Source organism: Vibrio rubrogenes, from assembly GCF_059641415.1.
On record NZ_JCARSY010000005.1, the window covers coordinates 138,207 to 155,509 of the forward strand.

The 17,303-nt window shown below is 45.4% G+C and carries 15 protein-coding genes and 2 tRNA genes; 12 read left to right on the forward strand and 5 right to left on the reverse strand.

The window, feature by feature from the left end:
- Positions 1–11: 11 nt before the first annotated feature.
- The 11 genes from AC55NX_RS05945 to AC55NX_RS05995 all read left to right on the forward strand — a co-directional run bounded on the left by AC55NX_RS05945 (position 12) and on the right by AC55NX_RS05995 (position 10,871).
- Positions 12–1,007, forward strand: coding sequence for a ketoacyl-ACP synthase III (locus AC55NX_RS05945; RefSeq protein WP_496994905.1), 996 nt, complete (start codon positions 12–14; stop codon positions 1,005–1,007).
- Entirely contained in the window at positions 1,004–1,990 is a 987-nt protein-coding gene (locus tag AC55NX_RS05950; RefSeq protein WP_496994906.1) for an NAD-dependent epimerase/dehydratase family protein, read from the forward strand. Before AC55NX_RS05945 ends, AC55NX_RS05950 begins: the two co-directional genes overlap by 4 nt.
- The gene (locus AC55NX_RS05955) at positions 1,959–2,822 is read left to right on the forward strand and encodes an MBL fold metallo-hydrolase (protein WP_496994907.1); all 864 of its coding nucleotides are present in this window, start codon (positions 1,959–1,961) and stop codon (positions 2,820–2,822) included. The genes AC55NX_RS05950 and AC55NX_RS05955 overlap by 32 nt, the downstream gene beginning before the upstream one ends.
- Entirely contained in the window at positions 2,819–4,078 is a 1,260-nt protein-coding gene (locus AC55NX_RS05960; RefSeq protein WP_496994908.1) for a F390 synthetase-related protein, read from the forward strand. Before AC55NX_RS05955 ends, AC55NX_RS05960 begins: the two co-directional genes overlap by 4 nt.
- Positions 4,066–5,184 carry an ATP-grasp domain-containing protein gene (locus AC55NX_RS05965; RefSeq protein ID WP_496994909.1) on the forward strand — a complete coding sequence of 373 codons (1,119 nt, stop codon included), beginning with the start codon at positions 4,066–4,068 and terminating at the stop codon, positions 5,182–5,184. The genes AC55NX_RS05960 and AC55NX_RS05965 overlap by 13 nt, the downstream gene beginning before the upstream one ends.
- 261 nt (positions 5,185–5,445) lie before the next feature.
- A tRNA-Leu gene (locus tag AC55NX_RS05970) sits at positions 5,446–5,532 on the forward strand.
- Between the two features lie 10 nt (positions 5,533–5,542).
- A tRNA-Gly gene (locus AC55NX_RS05975) sits at positions 5,543–5,618 on the forward strand.
- Between the two features lie 373 nt (positions 5,619–5,991).
- Positions 5,992–6,975 carry a phenylalanine--tRNA ligase subunit alpha gene (gene pheS / locus AC55NX_RS05980; protein WP_496994910.1) on the forward strand — a complete coding sequence of 328 codons (984 nt, stop codon included), beginning with the start codon at positions 5,992–5,994 and terminating at the stop codon, positions 6,973–6,975.
- 18 nt (positions 6,976–6,993) lie between these two features.
- Positions 6,994–9,381 (forward strand): phenylalanine--tRNA ligase subunit beta, encoded by a 2,388-nt coding sequence (pheT, locus tag AC55NX_RS05985; RefSeq protein WP_496994911.1) that lies wholly within the window; start codon positions 6,994–6,996, stop codon positions 9,379–9,381.
- A gap of 409 nt (positions 9,382–9,790) precedes the next feature.
- Complete coding sequence (locus tag AC55NX_RS05990; protein WP_496994912.1) at positions 9,791–10,090, forward strand: integration host factor subunit alpha; 300 nt, start codon at positions 9,791–9,793, stop codon at positions 10,088–10,090.
- 136 nt (positions 10,091–10,226) lie between these two features.
- Positions 10,227–10,871 (forward strand): thiopurine S-methyltransferase, encoded by a 645-nt coding sequence (locus AC55NX_RS05995; protein ID WP_496994913.1) that lies wholly within the window; start codon positions 10,227–10,229, stop codon positions 10,869–10,871.
- 150 nt (positions 10,872–11,021) lie between these two features.
- Here the strand turns inward: AC55NX_RS05995 and purT are convergent, their stop codons facing one another.
- From purT to sbcB, 5 genes are all read right to left on the reverse strand, one after another.
- Entirely contained in the window at positions 11,022–12,197 is a 1,176-nt protein-coding gene (gene purT, locus AC55NX_RS06000; protein WP_496994914.1) for a formate-dependent phosphoribosylglycinamide formyltransferase, read from the reverse strand.
- A 141-nt stretch (positions 12,198–12,338) separates the two neighbouring features.
- Positions 12,339–13,226: a cytidine deaminase gene (gene cdd, locus AC55NX_RS06005; protein WP_496994915.1), complete on the reverse strand. Its 888-nt coding sequence runs from the start codon at positions 13,224–13,226 to the stop codon at positions 12,339–12,341.
- 147 nt (positions 13,227–13,373) lie between these two features.
- A complete protein-coding gene (locus tag AC55NX_RS06010; RefSeq protein ID WP_496994916.1) occupies positions 13,374–14,063 on the reverse strand; it encodes a CidB/LrgB family autolysis modulator in 690 nt (229 codons plus the stop codon).
- A gap of 12 nt (positions 14,064–14,075) precedes the next feature.
- Positions 14,076–14,441 (reverse strand): CidA/LrgA family protein, encoded by a 366-nt coding sequence (locus AC55NX_RS06015; RefSeq protein WP_496994917.1) that lies wholly within the window; start codon positions 14,439–14,441, stop codon positions 14,076–14,078.
- A 98-nt stretch (positions 14,442–14,539) separates the two neighbouring features.
- Positions 14,540–15,964, reverse strand: coding sequence for an exodeoxyribonuclease I (gene sbcB, locus AC55NX_RS06020; protein WP_496994918.1), 1,425 nt, complete (start codon positions 15,962–15,964; stop codon positions 14,540–14,542).
- A 512-nt stretch (positions 15,965–16,476) separates the two neighbouring features.
- On the opposite strand from sbcB, the gene AC55NX_RS06025 reads away from it, so the two are divergent.
- Positions 16,477–17,073, forward strand: coding sequence for a transposase (locus AC55NX_RS06025; protein ID WP_496994919.1), 597 nt, complete (start codon positions 16,477–16,479; stop codon positions 17,071–17,073).
- The last annotated feature ends 230 nt before the right edge of the window (positions 17,074–17,303 follow it).

The window sequence follows — 17,303 nt, forward strand, 5'->3', positions numbered from 1 at the left end:
GATGAAAATTTATGGCATTCGATATTGTTTCCAGTGGTATCTATTTACCTAAAAATCGTTGGTCTTCGGAGCAAATGGACGCTTTTCTGGCGCTGCCAGTCGGGACGTCCAAAAAAAGATTTGGTGTTGAGTATCGGCATGTTGCCGGAGAGACGGAAAGCGCGATCGAAATGGGGCGTAGGGCGGTCGAAGATTGCTTAAGCCAGACAGAATTAAACCTCTCTGATATCGACTTGGTGATTTATGCCAGCGGAACGCATCATCAGTCATTACCTTATGATGCTTCCGCATTGCTGGCTGCTCTTGATGCACCATTCGGTGTCGAAAGTTTTGATTTAAACAGCACCTGTTTGTCATTTTTAACGGCACTGGATTTATCTCACAGCCTTTTTTTAGCCAAGCGTTATCAGCGTATTCTGATCGTTACCAGTGAGGTGGCAACAGGTGTGACGCTAAACCGCTCTTTTCCACCGCAGAAAGAAACGGTCACATTGTTTGCTGACGGTGCTGCAGCATTTTTACTTGCAGCCAATGAGCAGAGTCCCGGACTCATCGCTCGCCGCTTTGAAACCCATCATTCAGGATATCAGTATTGTCAGATTCCGGGGGGTGGCAGTTTTCTCAATCCTCACCGAATATCTCACGATGAAAATCTCAATGTTTGTCGCTTTTTTATGGATGGTAAAAATTTATTTCGCAAGGTGGCTCAGATATTACCGGAGTTTTTGAAGCATGGGCTGGCTCAGGCTCAAGTGAATCAAAACGATATTGACTATTTGCTGCCTCATCAGGCGAGCTTCCGGGCATTAGAAAAAATGCCCAAAATCACCGGATTTTCAGCCTCACAGGTCATCAACCGTTTTTCAACGTTGGGCAATCAGGTCGCCGCTTCCATTCCGATTAATCTCCACCTGCTGAGAAATGAACCGGATACGAAGGGCAAACGTGTGTTACTGATTGGTTCTGCTGCCGGGCTATCACTTGGCATGGGTTTGATTTGTCTATGAAAATTCTCATTACCGGCGGCAGCGGCATGTTGGGTAGCGCGCTGATACGGTTATTTCATCAGCAACACCAACTCCGTTTTATCGCCAGAAATGCGGATATTGCACGTCAGCTTGAACGTGACTATACCGCCGTTGCGTATGTACTGGATTTAAATGACCGGACAGCATTGATCGATGCTTGTAAGGGTGTGGATGCTATTATTCACTGTGCGGCACTATCCAGCCCTTGGGGAACTTACGCGCAGTTTTTTCAAGCGAATGTGGCGGCTACCCAGAATCTGGTTGAAGCGGCCCGCATTCAGAATGTGCCGCATTTGGTGCATATCTCCACTACCAGTGTCTACTTTGACTATGCTGACCGATGGGCTATCACCGAGACTGATGCACTGGCGCGTCAATGGTGTAATGACTATGCAAAAACTAAATATCTCGCGGAACGTGTTGTCGCGAATAGTCCGATCAAAAGCATTATTTTACGTCCGCGGGGGATTTTTGGTCCCAATGACCGAGCGATTGTCCCGCGTGTCATGAGTAGCGTATTCCGCGGACAACTGTTGCTCCCATCGGCACGTAATCCGGTGGTCGATTTAACCTGTGTCGATAACGTTGCCCATGCTGCCATGCTGGCTTGTACGCAAATTGAAAACCTGTCACACGGGGAGGTTTTCAATATCAGTAATGGCGAACCAATGCCGGTTGAAACACTGTTACAACAGTTATTGACGGCACTGAATCATCCGGTGACCATCCGACGGCTTCCTTATCCTGTTTTGCGCCCACTCTTGACACTGAATGAATGGATTCGGCAGCGGCTTCCGGCCCATCCTGAACCGCGTTTGACTTGCTACAGCGCCGGACTTCTCCATCACCATCAGACGTTGGATATCACCAAAGCCAGAGAAATATTAGGTTATCAGCCACATGTCACAATTAAACAAGGAATCGAGCAATATGTCAGATGGTTTGCAACTCAAAATCTTTGAAGGTGGCTATTGTGTTCATCCGGGATTTGTCGTCAAACCCGGCAGCGGTCTCAAACCAAGAGCTTTCCCTGCGGCTGTCGCTTTGATCAAACATCCTAAGCAGGGCTATGTGCTATTTGATACCGGCTATCACCAACATTTCTTTAATGCCACACGCACCTTTCCGGAAAGGTTTTATGCATGGACAACCCCGTGTCATTTGCAGCATGGGGAAGATATTACCGCGCAGTTGGGCCGTGTCGGGATTGAGATATCACAGGTTGGTCATCTGGTGTTATCTCATTTCCATGCCGATCATATTGCTGCGGTGAGTGAATTTGGTCAGGCAAAGATTCATTGTTCAAAAATGGGTTTTGATGCCATCAAGTATAGAGGTCGTTTCAGTGGGGTCAGAAGGGGTTATTTACGTCAACTGATTCCGGATGATATTCACCAACAGTTGCATTTTCATGATCAATTTGATCTCCCGATCGACGCTCTGTTACCGCAGTTACACGGCGTTGAACTGTATTGTAAAGACCTGTTTGATGATGGCTCGCTTTATTTGGTTAGCCTGCCCGGACATGCTGCCGGGCAGATAGGAATGTTAGTCAGATTGCAGGCGCAATGGATATTTTTGTTAGCGGATGCCTGTTGGTTGATCGAGAGCCTCAGTGAAAATCTGGATCAGCACTGGCTGGCAAATATTATCTGTGAGGACACCAAAGCTTATCGCCAGACATTGGCGCAACTGAGGTTATGCTATCGACTCGGCAAGGCGGAAATTCAGTTTGTGCCTTCTCACTGTCTGACCAGTATTCGCTCACTCTGCGAACAAGGGTGGATACAATGATGACTTTGTTACGCCAGTTTGCATTTGCGCGTTACCACCGATTTGCTTCTCGTGCTCAGGTGCTGTCTTGGCAAGGTAAACAATTAGAACAGCATCTCAAGTGGGTCTGTGAACATTCACCTTTTTATCAGTCGTTACGTCATCAGCCGCTTGAAGCATTTCCGATCATGAATAAATCGCTGATGATGGCTAATCTGGATACGATCAACACCCGAGGGCTGAAAACCGATCAATTAATGTCTGTTGCGCTCAAAGCGGAACAATCCCGACGGTTTGAACAATCAGTGGTTAATGGTGTGACCGTCGGATTATCCTCGGGAACCTCCGGACAGCGAGGGCTTTTTCTGGCCGATCATCACGAGAAACAGCTTTGGGCCGGTAATATTCTGGGCAAGCTTTTACCTAATTTATGGCAAAAACATCGTATTGCTTTGGCGCTCCGGGCGAACAGCCCGTTATATAAAATTGTTGCCAGAGGGCCGATTCAATTCTTTTACGCCGATTTAAATCAACCTTATGACGTTTGGATTCGGGCGTTGGATCACTTTCAGCCGACCTTATTGATTGGTAGTGCGCAGGCGCTACAGTTTTGTGCCATGTACAGCGGTACATTCGGTGAACGGAAGATGTCTCCTGCACGAATCATATCCGGGGCAGAAGTACTAACACCGGTAGACCGGGCTCTGATAGAACAGACCTTCGCCGGTGAACTGCACGAAGTCTATCAGTGTACGGAAGGATTTCTCGCCTGTACGGATACGCAAGGGCAGATGCGCTGGAATCAGGATATCGTGCATATTGAGAAACATTGGTTAAATCCGGAAAAGACCCATTACAGTCCAATCATTACCGATTTCCGCCGTCGAACCCAGCCGATCATCCGTTATCAGCTAGATGATGTGATTGCAGCGAAACAAGACGAAGCGCCATTTGAACCGCTTGGCGCCATTGCCGGGCGCTGTGGTGATTGTCTGGTGTTAGAGCAGGGCGGGGCACAAACCGTAGTATTGCCGGATCTTATCTATCGCGCGGTAACACTTGCGATAGAAGAACGCGTGGATTATCGCATTACTCAAACCGGAGCCAGTCACTTAAAAATTGAAGTGGCTCCTCAGTTTCATGGTGTGATTCGGGAGGCGTTATTTGGGTTATTTCAGCGATTGGGGCGGGTATCTGTTACGTGTGAATATGCACCGCCACCCGACTGGCACCCGATGAATAAACAGCGACGTGTGGTGAATCTATGCAAGTTTTGATTACCGGAGCCCGTGCGCCGGTGGCGCTTGAATGGGCGACTCTTTTTTGCCGTCAGGGACATCGGGTGATCATGACCGATGCGTTAAAACAGCCGCTGGGATCATTTCTGAAACAGATTGAAGGTTATGTTCAAACCAGCTCTCCGCGCTTTTCCTTTGCAGATTATCAGACGCAAATCCTCGATATTATTGATCGGTTTGACATTGATATGGTCGTGCCGACCTGCGAAGAAGTGTTTTTTCTTGCGGACATTGCCAAGCAAAGGCCCGAGGTTGACTGGCTGATGCCGGATGCTGCGTTACTATTCACGCTACACAACAAATATACGGTGTTTGAGGCTCTATCCGGCTTGCCCCAAGTTTCTCTGCCGTCGACCCGGTTGATCATGGATCGTTGTGATGTGGTCTGTGGGCAGGAGACGGTGTTGAAGCCGGTTTATTCCCGTTTTGGCGCGCAAGTGATCAGTGATGTGACTCCTCAGGCGATTGCAAAGCTCAACATCACGGCTGATATGCCTTGGGTACAACAACAGAAAATTGAAGGGCAGCCGATCTGCAACTATGCCTTATTTGAACACGGACAGATGCGGGTTCATCAGGCCTATCGGCCGAAACTCTGCGTGAATCAGTCTGCGGCCAGTGCATTTCAGCCGATAGACGACCCCGCGATTACAGAATTCATGGGTGCATTTGGCCAAAGGTTTAATTACCACGGTCAGGTTTCGTTTGACTTTATTCGTGATCAGCAGGGGTTATATGTGATTGAGTGTAACCCGCGGGCCACGAGTGGATTGCATTTGGTTGCGCCATTTTGTCAGTCGGCTGAGCCTCATTTTGTCTTCGCTCAACCAGAACTGGCATCGCTGTATCATCTCGGGGCCATGATATTTCTGGCAGGTGGCGTCTCATCGTTATTCAGTTATCGACGGTGGCAGGGGTATTTTTCCGGTAAAAATATTATGCAGCGTTACCAACAAGATCTGCCCCCCTTAGCGCCGTTATTGAGTTTTTCAGAACTCTACCGACAAGCAAGAAAACAGCGGATTTCCCTCAGTCAGGCATCAACTTATAATATCGAGTGGAATGGACAGATTTATCATGCCTGACATGTCAGTATGAGACCTGTGGTGGTGGTTTTGCGTATTTTATTCTGTATTCGGGAGAGTGCCTGTTCACTGTGGGTAAAGCATAAATCTGTTTAAGAAAGTCACCAAAAATGCGGCAATAGACCGATTTTTAGCCATACAGTTCATCATGTTGTATTTTCTTGTTGACGAAAATTTTGAATCCAGTAAAGTACGTTTCGTTCCTCAGCGGTGATTGCCTTTCAGGAATCATTCAAGTGAGGTAATGCTTTGATATGCTCCGCCCTGGTGGTGGAATTGGTAGACACAAGGGATTTAAAATCCCTCGGCGTTCGCGCTGTGCCGGTTCAAGTCCGGCCCGGGGCACCATCAAAGAAATGCGACATTAGCTCAGTTGGTAGAGCGCAACCTTGCCAAGGTTGAGGTCACGAGTTCGAACCTCGTATGTCGCTCCAGTCTGTATTCTCATTTCTTACATATTGTTTTCTTCCCGTTCAGCTCATTATCTCAATCCCATCTTGGTACAAGTGATTATCTTCTATCGTATTTTTGTGATTCAATCTTGATTCTTGTCATTATATTCTATCCGGCCAAGTACTAATCCCATCCGATTCTTCCTGTGTGATGCTTCAATGGAATCATGACCGTAAATTTGTGTCATCAAATCCTGTTGAATTATTGTTCAATAACCACATGAAAAACGATTACAATTTGGCTTTGCAAGCGGCTTTGGGTACTATGTATAGCTATTTTTATTAGACCTAAGAATTGTTCGGGAAACCGAAAGAACCTTTGTGGGAACTGCCAAGCAAGGCAGATGAGGAAACGATGCAACATCTACAAGAGATTATTGCCAGTGCAAGTGCGGCAATTCAGGCTGCTGACACGCTGAATGCATTGGATGAAGTTCGTGTTCAGTATCTGGGTAAAAAGGGTGAGCTGACTGCTCAGTTGCAAAATCTGGGTAAATTACCACCAGAAGAGCGTCGAACGGCCGGTCAGGAAATTAATGCTGCCAAGAATACGGTTCAGCAAGCTATTTTTGCCAGAAAAGAAGCGCTGCAGCGTGCAGAATTAGAACAAAAACTGACTGCCGAAACCATCGATGTAACCCTGCCGGGACATCGGATTGAAAATGGCGGTATTCATCCGATCACTCGGACTATCGAACGCATTGAAAGCTTCTTTGGTGAACTTGGATTTACCGTTGAGTCCGGCCCGGAAATTGAAGATGACTTCCACAACTTTGATGCACTGAATATTGCAGAAGATCATCCGGCCAGAACCGATCACGATACTTTTTTCTTTAATCCTAAATTAATGCTCCGAACTCATACGTCTGGTGTACAGATCAGAACGATGGAAGCCAGCCAACCCCCGCTACGCTTTATTGCACCCGGCCGTGTTTATCGGAACGATTATGATCAGACACATACACCGATGTTCCATCAGGTGGAAGGAATGCTGATTGATGAGAATGTAAACTTTGCGCATTTGAAAGGCATCTTGCATGACTTTTTGTGTAACTTTTTTGAAGAAGAGTTGGAAATTCGTTTTCGTCCCTCTTACTTCCCGTTTACTGAGCCGTCGGCAGAAGTTGATGTGAAACGGAAAAACGGAAAATGGCTTGAAATATTAGGGTGTGGCATGGTTCACCCGAATGTCTTGCGTAGTGTTGGTATTGACCCTGAAAAATATTCCGGATTTGCTTTCGGGATCGGAATCGAGCGTCTGACGATGCTGCGTTACGGAGTCAATGATCTGCGGGCATTTTTCGAAAATGATCTGCGTTTCCTCAAACAGTTCAAGTAATTCAGGGGTGAAATTAGAATGAAATTCAGCGAATCATGGCTGCGCGAGTGGGTGAATCCTTCTGTTACGACAGACGAACTGGCGCATCAAATTACAATGGCAGGTCTTGAAGTTGATGATGTGACTGCTGTTGCCGGGACATTCACCGGTGTCAAAGTTGGCCATGTGGTCGAATGTGGTCAACACCCTGATGCAGATAAACTCCGTGTGACGAAAGTTGACGTCGGTGAAGAGGCTCTGCTCGATATTGTTTGTGGTGCACCAAACTGTCGTCAAGGTTTGAAAGTCGCTGTCGCAACGGTCGGTGCTGTTTTACCGGGTGATTTTAAAATCAAGAAAGCGAAACTGCGCGGGCAACCTTCTCACGGTATGTTGTGCTCATTTTCAGAACTCGGTATCGATGTTGAATCAGACGGCATTATGGAACTTGCTGCCAACGCACCGATCGGTATGGATTTTCGTACGTTCCTTCAATTAGATGATGTCACTATCGATGTGGATTTAACGTCCAATCGTGCCGATTGTTTCAGTTTACGAGGTTTGGCTCGTGAAGTCGGTGCTTTGAACCGAATGGACGTTTCTTCTCCTGATCTTCAAGTTGTCGCGCCTTCAATCGATGCGCAGATTGCAATTGATGTGAAAGCGCCGAATGCATGTCCTCGCTATTTGGGCCGCATTGTGAAAAATGTCGATCTTAATGCCAAAACACCATTATGGATGCAGGAAAAGCTGCGTCGCAGCGGATTGCGTTCGATTGACCCGATTGTTGATGTGACCAATTATGTCATGTTAGAGCAAGGCCAGCCGATGCACGCTTTTGATTTGACTAAGATTGAAGGTGGTATAGTTGTACGGATGGCAGAGCAGAATGAAAAACTGACGCTGTTAGACGGTGCTGAAGTCTCCCTGAACAATGATACATTGGTTATTGCTGATCATCAGAAAGCCCTTGCGATCGCTGGTGTATTCGGTGGTGAAGAGTCTGGCGTTAATGAACAGACTCAAGATATTTTACTGGAATGCGCCTTTTTTACACCGGATAGTATTCGTGGGCGTGCGAGAAGTTATGGCTTGCATACGGATTCTTCGATGCGTTATGAACGCGGTGTTGATTATGCTTTACAAACCAATGCGATGGAGCGAGCAACTGCGTTACTACTCAGTATCTGTGGTGGCGAAGCCGCACCAATTGTGGTCGTTGAATCTGAATCACATCTGCCACAACCAAATCAAGTGACACTTCGCCGTGAAAAGCTTGATCGTCTATTAGGGCATGTTATCTCTGATGAAGATGTGGTTGAAATTCTGACTCGTTTGGGGATGGATGTAACCACGATTGAAAGCGGTTGGCATGCTGTCGCACCGACATGGCGTTTCGATATTGCGATTGAACAGGATCTGATTGAAGAAATTGGCCGTCTGTACGGTTATGACAATATTCCGCTTCAAGCACCACAAGCTGCGTTGACTATGAACCGGCACAAAGAAGCTGATTTGCCACTGAAGCGCGTTCGGGATCTGTTAGTTGATCGTGGTTATTATGAAGCGATTACCTATAGTTTCGTTGAACCGGAACAACAAAAACTGATTGTCCCTGATGTCGAGCCACTGGTACTACCCAATCCGATTTCAGTGGATATGTCGGCGATGCGATTAGGCTTAATTCAAGGGCTGTTAAATACAGTGGCTCATAATCAGAAGCGTCAGCAACCCCGTGTACGTTTATTTGAGCAGGGGTTACGCTTTATTCCTGATCAAAACGCTGATCAAGGCATCCGTCAAGAAGCGATGCTTGCCGGTGTGATTGCTGGCACTCAGACAGAAGAACACTGGAATATGGAGAGTCGGACAGTTGATTTCTTCGATGCCAAAGGTGATGTGGAAGCGATTCTGGAGCTGACCGCAAATTCAAGCGCTTATTCATTCGCTGCAACTCAACATCCGGCACTGCACCCGGGGCAGGCTGCGGCAATCTACTATGAAGGACGGCAGATCGGTGTGATTGGCGCTGTGCACCCTGAAGTTGAACGTAAGTTTGGCTTAAATGGCAGAACTATTGTGTTTGAGATTGAATGGAGTGGGTTGAACCAACGATTGATTCCAGAAATTGCATCTGTTTCAAAATTCCCGGCGAACCGTCGTGACATCGCTTTAGTGGTTGACCAAACGGTGACATCTGGTGAAGTGGTTGCAGCTTGTGCAAATGCCGGCGGGCAACTTCTGAAAGAAGCAAAACTCTTTGATGTTTATGTCGGCAAAGGGGTTGAAGATGGCAAGAAGAGTCTGGCGATTGCGTTGACACTGCAATCTGCAGAACGGACACTCGAAGAAGCTGAAATTTCTGCGGTAGTGAGTGAAATTGTTGCTGCGGTTTATAAGCAATATGGTGCATTACTGCGCGATTAATCTTTGTTATCACTATATAAACAGGCTGGTGAATGTATCACACCAGCCTGTTTTTTTATGGGAAAGAGAAATTATTCAGATACGATGAGTTCACATATTTGAAATTTTGATATGAATTTGACACTATTATGATAATAATCAATCAGTTATATTGTATAGTTTTCGTAGAATACGCTATTTTTTCTCGATTGAATCATCAATTTTTGCTGATTTAAATGTGACATGCTCCCACAATAGTTGCGAATAGCATGTTTCTTTTGCGAGCGATTTAATAAAAAAGTTGGCGTAAATCAGAAGGTTGGCATACACTATTTACAATAAAGCCGATATGTTGTTGATTGGCTGAGTAAAAATGCTTTGGTGCTGTCACATCGACAGTAAGGTTCAATATAGCTTTGAGGGAAGTTTTATGGCGCTCACAAAGGCCGATTTGGCTGAAAACCTGTTTGAAAAGCTTGAGTTTAGTAAACGGGATGCCAAGGAAACGGTTGAAGCATTTTTTGAGGAAATCCGTAAATCTCTGGAAAATGGCGAACAGGTCAAGTTGTCTGGTTTTGGTAATTTTGACCTGAGAGACAAGAACGAGCGTCCGGGGCGGAATCCGAAAACCGGAGAGGATATTCCGATTACCGCGAGACGTGTTGTGACATTCCGTCCAGGACAAAAATTGAAAGCTCGTGTCGAAAATATCGATCCGAATGAAAGGTAGAATACTCTGAAAGGGTGTTAATCTGCCGCTTTCATAAGAGTGAATCTATTTTTCGATCTCTAGTTTTTTGCCACTGATAAACAGTTCTGCTTCAGCACTGGTCAGTGGCTGTTGTTTTTATATTAGAGAAGCTTTCATGGATAAAGAATTTTGGCATAGGAAGTGGGCTTCCAATCGTATCGGTTTTCATTTGACAGATGTGAACCCATTGCTGGTGGAATACTGGCCTGCATTGTCACCACAGAAAGAGGAGCAAGTTTTCGTCCCTTTGTGTGGTAAAAGCGAAGATCTCGTTTGGTTAGCATCAGAACATGACAAAGTCATGGGTGTTGAACTCAGTGAGATTGCTGTGAGATCGTTTTTCTCTGAACATTTTTATACACCGTTAGTTACACAGATCGATTCATTTCATCACTGTTATGAGTTTGATGAACTCCAAATTTATCAGGGTGATGTTTTTACCGCACCACTTGATGGTGTTGAACTGATCTATGATCGGGCTGCATTGGTGTCGATGATGCCATCCCAGAGAGATGCATATGTACAACGACTACGTGAACTATTAAAGCCCGGCGGGCGGATGCTTTTAATCACGGTTGACTATGAGCAGACTGAACTTGCCGGACCACCGTTTAGTGTTGATAGTCACCAGATCCAGCAATTGTTTCAGGGCATGAAAACGACATTGCTCTGTCGTAAAGATGCGGATGCGGAACATCCGAAAATTGCGCAACAAGAGCTGAGTCGATTTGCCGATGAAGTGTGGTTGATTGAAGCTTAGTTGTTTCGTTATGCAACCGAAAAGATATCAGGCCGGAACGTAAACCACATTCCGGGCTGTTTTTTGTTCTGTTGCTATTTTATTGGGATAGTCTTACGTGGCTGGTGTAACTATCGCGATTCAGAACATCTTTTTATCGGGGGATTAGCTCTAATAATGCAGGACGATATGACTCGCACATGCCAGTGCCGCTTCTTTCGCCTGTTGGGTATCATCTCCTGTCGCGAGTGTTACGCCAAGTCTTCTTCTGCCGTCAATATCGGGTTTCGCAAACAGACGAACCTGTGTATTGGGAACCATCAACGCATTCGCCAGTCCATCAAAACGGACATTATCTGATGTGCCTTGACCGAGCAAAGCGACCGATGCTGCAGGTTGATACGATACAATCTGTTGAATCGGCAAACCGGTAAATGCACGGACATGTAAGGCGAATTCGGATAAGTTCTGCGAGATTAAAGTGACTAGCCCCGTATCGTGAGGGCGAGGGGAAACTTCGTTAAAAATGACTTGATCACCTTTGATGAATAACTCGACGCCAAAGATACCATGCCCACCGAGTGCCGTGACAATTTTCCCCGCAACTGCTTGTGCATTTTCCCGGGCAGTATCAGACATCGCCTGGGGTTGCCAAGACTCACGATAGTCACCATCTTCCTGCCGATGACCGATTGGCGCACAGAAATGGATACCATCTACCGCACTGACGGTGAGTTGGGTGATTTCATAATCAAAGTCAATAAAGCCTTCGACAATCACTCTCCCGGCACCGGAGCGACCACCTTCCTGAGCGTAGTGCCAGGCTTTATCAATATCTTGTTCTGATTTGAGAACGCTTTGTCCTTTACCAGAAGAGCTCATGACGGGTTTGACGACACAGGGAAGCCCGATTTCAGTAATTGCTTGGCGGAAATCATGATAGTTATCCGCAAAGCGGTAGGGAGAGGTCTCGAGAGATAATGTTTCGGCAGCCAGACGACGAATCCCTTCACGGTTCATTGTCAGTTGAGTTGCTTTAGCCGACGGTACGATATGAACCCCTTCACTCTCTAGTTCGACAAGTGTCGCCGTGGCAATCGCTTCGACTTCAGGGACCACATAATCTGGTTTTTCGAGTTCAATCACTTGACGCAGCGCATCACCATCCAACATATTGAAGACATGACAACGATGCGCAACTTGCATGGCCGGTGCATTGGCATATCGATCACAAGCGATAACTTCCAACCCTAGCCGCTGACACTCAATTGCGACTTCTTTTCCTAACTCTCCGGAGCCAAGTAACAGAACCCGCGTTGCACTTTCTCTTGTCGCTGTCCCTAACATTATCTGATTACCTCTTCTCATTTTGAAAACTGCGGCAATCATACTGAAAAAAGCCGAAAAAGCAAACGTTTGCTTTTTCGGCTTTTCATATGAGAAATTTATTTTTATAATTAATAATCAAATAGTTATGTCGTTTTTACACTAGATTTCAAGTTGTTCCAGCTGGATATGTGGTGCGATTTTTTGTAGTACCGAACGGGTTGTATCCAGATGGCTCACCACTGCATTTTTTGTTTCAGCAAGCACCACGCGCTTAATATCGTCAAATGAATAGCCATTCATTCTGAGCAGTATTACTGCAACTTGCAGTGGCGGAAGACTCGGATTGAAGGCTGCATTTTCGGCATAAGAGCCCAGATAAATATGCTGATTGATGAGTTCAATAGCAACACCGCCGGGCGCATGGCTATAGGGCGCATAACTTTTGTTCAGTGCGTTAAGCGCCTGTTGTTGCAGTGGATCCGTATGATCAGCATGGATTTGATGGGGTTGTGGATCCATGAATCGAGTCTTCATCCCCATTGTTACGGGCCCAAAAGAGTCCGGAAGGTAATCGAGCAGCTTTTTAGTTGCCTGACTGGGGAGGGTAATTCGCAGCCCCTCGACACCGGAGAGTTCATTCATAAACTGACGACAGTGGCCACATGGCGGTGTATCAACAATAATGTCGCTGAGTTTGCTTTCACCACACATCCATGCATGAGCAATGGCGGCCTGTTCTGCATGTATGGTTTGTCCGAGTGATACACCGGAAAATTCAATATTGGCGCCCAAATACAGCGCACCGGATTCACCGCGAACGATTGCACCAACTTGAAAGTCGGAAACGGGTGTATAAGCATAAATCGCAGCCAATGGGAGCAAATGCTGGGCAAGGGTGATGGCATCGAACCCAGTGGTATGCATTAAATGCTCAACTTGTTGTGAGGTGAAAGTGGCCGAGAATTTCGGATTGATGACAATCTCTTCGAGCGGTTTGGCCAGTGTTTCAGGCAATTGACTGAGAACAGTGAATCGGTCTTGGGTCATATGTTCATCTCTTTCATCACATCAGGCATTTTATACTAACGCAGTTTGGTGAATTTGTTGTGACCAAAATCCTATTATTATGATAAATGTAATTTTTATTTCATTGATTATGTGACAAACATCAAAAATAAAAGCAACAATAATTCATTAAATCGTCAGCAATGGACTGAGCCATAGCACCAATGTGTAAGCCAGTGGTGCCAGTACAGAAGTGATAATACCACAGAGTACTAGCGCAAGTGAGCTAAATGCCGCATCCCGGGGATCATTTTCGACGCAGCTGGCAGTGCCTAGTGCGTGGGAGATGCTGCCCATAGTTAACCCTTTTGCGATTGGATGAGTGATATGGAGCAAACGATAAATCGGATAGGCGAAAATCGCACCGAATAGCCCGACAATCAGTACCAGAATCGCAGCAATTGATGGCTCACCGCCGAGTTTACTGGTGATTTCCATCGCGATTGGCGTGGTGACCGATTTGGCCAGCAGCGCTGCGATGAGCGGTGTGTCTGCATGAAATAACACCGCAATTAATGCCGTGCTCAGCATTGACATGACACTCCCAAAGACACTGGCAAATAGGATAATTCGCCATTTGGCACGAATTTGCGGCAATTGCTCATAGAGTGGATAGGCAAGGGCGACAACTGCGGGTTGGAGTAAAAAATTCACCCACTGATTATCTGCTGCGTAGGTTTCATAAGGGACATTAAAATAGAGCAGAATGCCGATAATAATGATGACACAAATGAGTAGTGGGTTGGCTAAAGGAGTTCGACATTTTTGACATAACCAGCGAACGGCAAAGAAAATAACAATGGTAATCAAAAGCCACATGCGTGATATTCCTCAGTGATGTTCTTTTTTCAGCATACGATCGAGTAACAAACCCATACAGACCAACACAATGATGGTTCCACCGATAGCACTGGCAAATATTGGCAGTGCATTCTCAATCAGCGTGTCGAAATGAGTCATCAGACCGACACTGATCGGCACAAAAAGAAAAACCATATAACGGATAAACAGTGACGCCCCCGGTTTTACCCATGAGACTGGCAGCAGTCCGCTGGCTAGTGCGATAAATAGGATCAGCATCCCCAGAACACTTCCGGGAATAGATAGGTGTAACCAAACCTGAATGAGTGTACCGAGCCATAGGGAAGCCATAATTGCTCCCAAAGAAACCACAAATTTAAGTAGTGAGATGAACATATCGATTTCCGAAATTGAGTGACGATTTATCCTTGGTTCATGCAAGTCATATTCATGTGTCGAGATTGCATGAAGCTGATATTCAGCAAATCAGCCCGCTATGATGTCAGGTTGAGTACATAATGGTAGATTGATTTCAGTATCTGCATTTTGTGGGGATCCTGCTCATGCTCATGAGCCAAATTTTCCAGACGAAGAATATAATTATCCAGATGCTGGGAGAAATAATCCTGACAATGTGATTGCCATTGTTGTTGTTCATGCATGGTGAGAGTTTCGGGATAGTTTCTGGCTCGGTAACGAAACAACAGAGGTTTGATTCGTGCGTCTTGAAAAGAGATCGATAAATCTGATAAAGCCTCAGGCGGTGTTTGGCGGATAATCTCCATCGCAGCTTTGTCAGCAGGATTGAAAAAGTCACGGTATAACATCGTATCGACGTCACTATCCGTTGGATACTCTTGCTCTTCACTAAATACTTGTACTAGTTTCTCTCTGATATCCTGAGATTGTTTCATGAGTGACAAATGAGACAAACACTGGTCTCTATCGATGCCGATTGCATGCGCATTTTCTGCCGTCAGAGTCTTCGCTGGGGCGAGAATCGGACATTTATTAAGATGGACCAGCTTCACCGGAATCGGTAACTCATCTTCTTGTAAATCTTCATGTTTTGTATAAAGACGCGCTCGGATCTCATCAGCATTCAGATCAAACAACGGTTGGGGATTTTTCGCCAAATCAACCATGATGACTGCATTTTTGTTATGCGGATGCCAAGCCAGTGGCACAACCCAACTGGTATATTGGCATTGGCTGCCGAGCATACCGGAAACGTGCATCAGTGGCGTCATACTGACAATATCGATGAGCGCATTCAGTTTGCGTTTGTGGCGCATGGAGTAGAAGTAATCGAATAATTTCGGCTGGGCATTTTTGATCACTTTTGCCAATTCAATGGTTGCATAGACATCGGCCATCGCATCGTGGGCATTGGTATGTTCGATACCATTGGCAACGGAAAGATGCTCGAGCTTAAAGCTGGTATTGCCGTCTTCATTTTCAGGCCATACAACCCCTTCCGGGCGTAATGCATGACAGGCTCGCGCGACGTCGAGCAGATCCCAACGCGAATTGCCGTTTTGCCAGCTCCATGCATAAGGATCAATAAAATTGCGATAACAGGTATAACGGGTCACTTCATCGTCAAAACGAATGTTGTTATAGCCCAGACAAGTTGTATTGGGATGAGACAATTCCTGATGGATACGATCAATAAACTCGGGCTCCGACAAACCTTTGCTATTCGCTTGCTGTGGCGTAATACCAGTGATGAGTGCCGCTTCCGGTGCAGGCAGATAATCGACCGGCGGTTTACAAAAGATGACCAGTGGTTCACCGATGATATTGAAGTCCGTATCAGTTCTGACTCCGGCAAACTGACAGGGACGATCTTTCGCGGGGCTTGTGCCCCATGTTTCATAATCGAAAAAGAAGAATGTCGGTTGTTCGTTGTTTTTCATATGCTTTATGTGTTGATTAAATCAGCTAAATCAACCAATTGAATGAATACGACAGACCGTTGGAGCAACGGCAGAATGGGCTTCACAACTGGTAGAGATGATCATCTCGTTGGCAGTGATTCTATTTCAATAAGTATCCGGTAATCAGTCATCGAAAAGCAAGACAATTCATCAATGTATGTTGACGTTGATTGTCATTGCCGATAAAGCGAATACTATCATTTTGGCGTTGAAGAGAAAACAGAATGTCTTAGAGTGTCATGATAATTTGTTTACCGTAGCGCTGTGATTGTGCATATAAAACCTTTTGTTATCAAATGAGTTGTTCGCATTGTCCTCTTGAAAACAGATCAATAGTTGTATTTAATTTTTGTAAATATTGGTTCTTATTGCAATGAAGTGGCATCGGAATGACGACACGTTGGACTCTGTTGTTCCTGATGAAATTGAATCATATGAGATCGAAAATATTTCAAATATGCGACCATTTGGTTTTGAGATAAGGAAACAACATGAGACCGGAAACACTATTGGCAAAATTCAATCTGAAAGGGATGAATTATCAAGCGATACATCAGGGCGGGCGAAGTAAATTCAGTGTTGAAGAACAGCTTGCGATGGTTGGGGTGAGCTGGAAGTCATCACCAATTGGCTTTCTTGTTCTATTTGTCGAAACTCAAGACTGCCGTCATTCTCGTCAGGCCTTGGAAAAAGAGATCCAGTCGGAGATTGCCACGCTGACCCAAAACTGGCGCGGTCAGCGTAGTGAATCTGCATTCGCTGCAATGGTTGATGCGACAATTGAAGAGGCAACCCATCCTCAGGGAACGATCTGTTCATCTTGCGGAGGCTCCGGTTTTTACAAAACGTCACACCGGCAAATGAGAAAATGTACTCATTGTGAAGAGGGACGAGTATTGTGGCGTCCAGAATCCCGTTATGTTGCGATGTGTTCTCGTGGTTTTATTTGTTCGTATCCGATATTTAAACGATACAATGCGATCTTGGAAGAACTCAGTCAATGGCTTGCAGCAAAACGTAATGCAGCAATGTTGACGCTCATGGAGCGAATAGAGCGAGAAGAAGAAACTTATGCTTTGATGAATTAAAGTTAGTATTATAAGAAATAGTATTCCCTAATATATCCATTTTAATCGCCAATTATTTATAATATAAGACAATATCATTTTTATATGATGTCGATGTTTAAATTTATCCTGATTTTGAATTTTTTATAATTCATAGTTTAGCTTATCTATTCAATAAATAGTTCGCAAAGTGATGAACGCAGACATTGAAATATATTTTTGAATGGCGCATGATATCCACACTGCAAAGC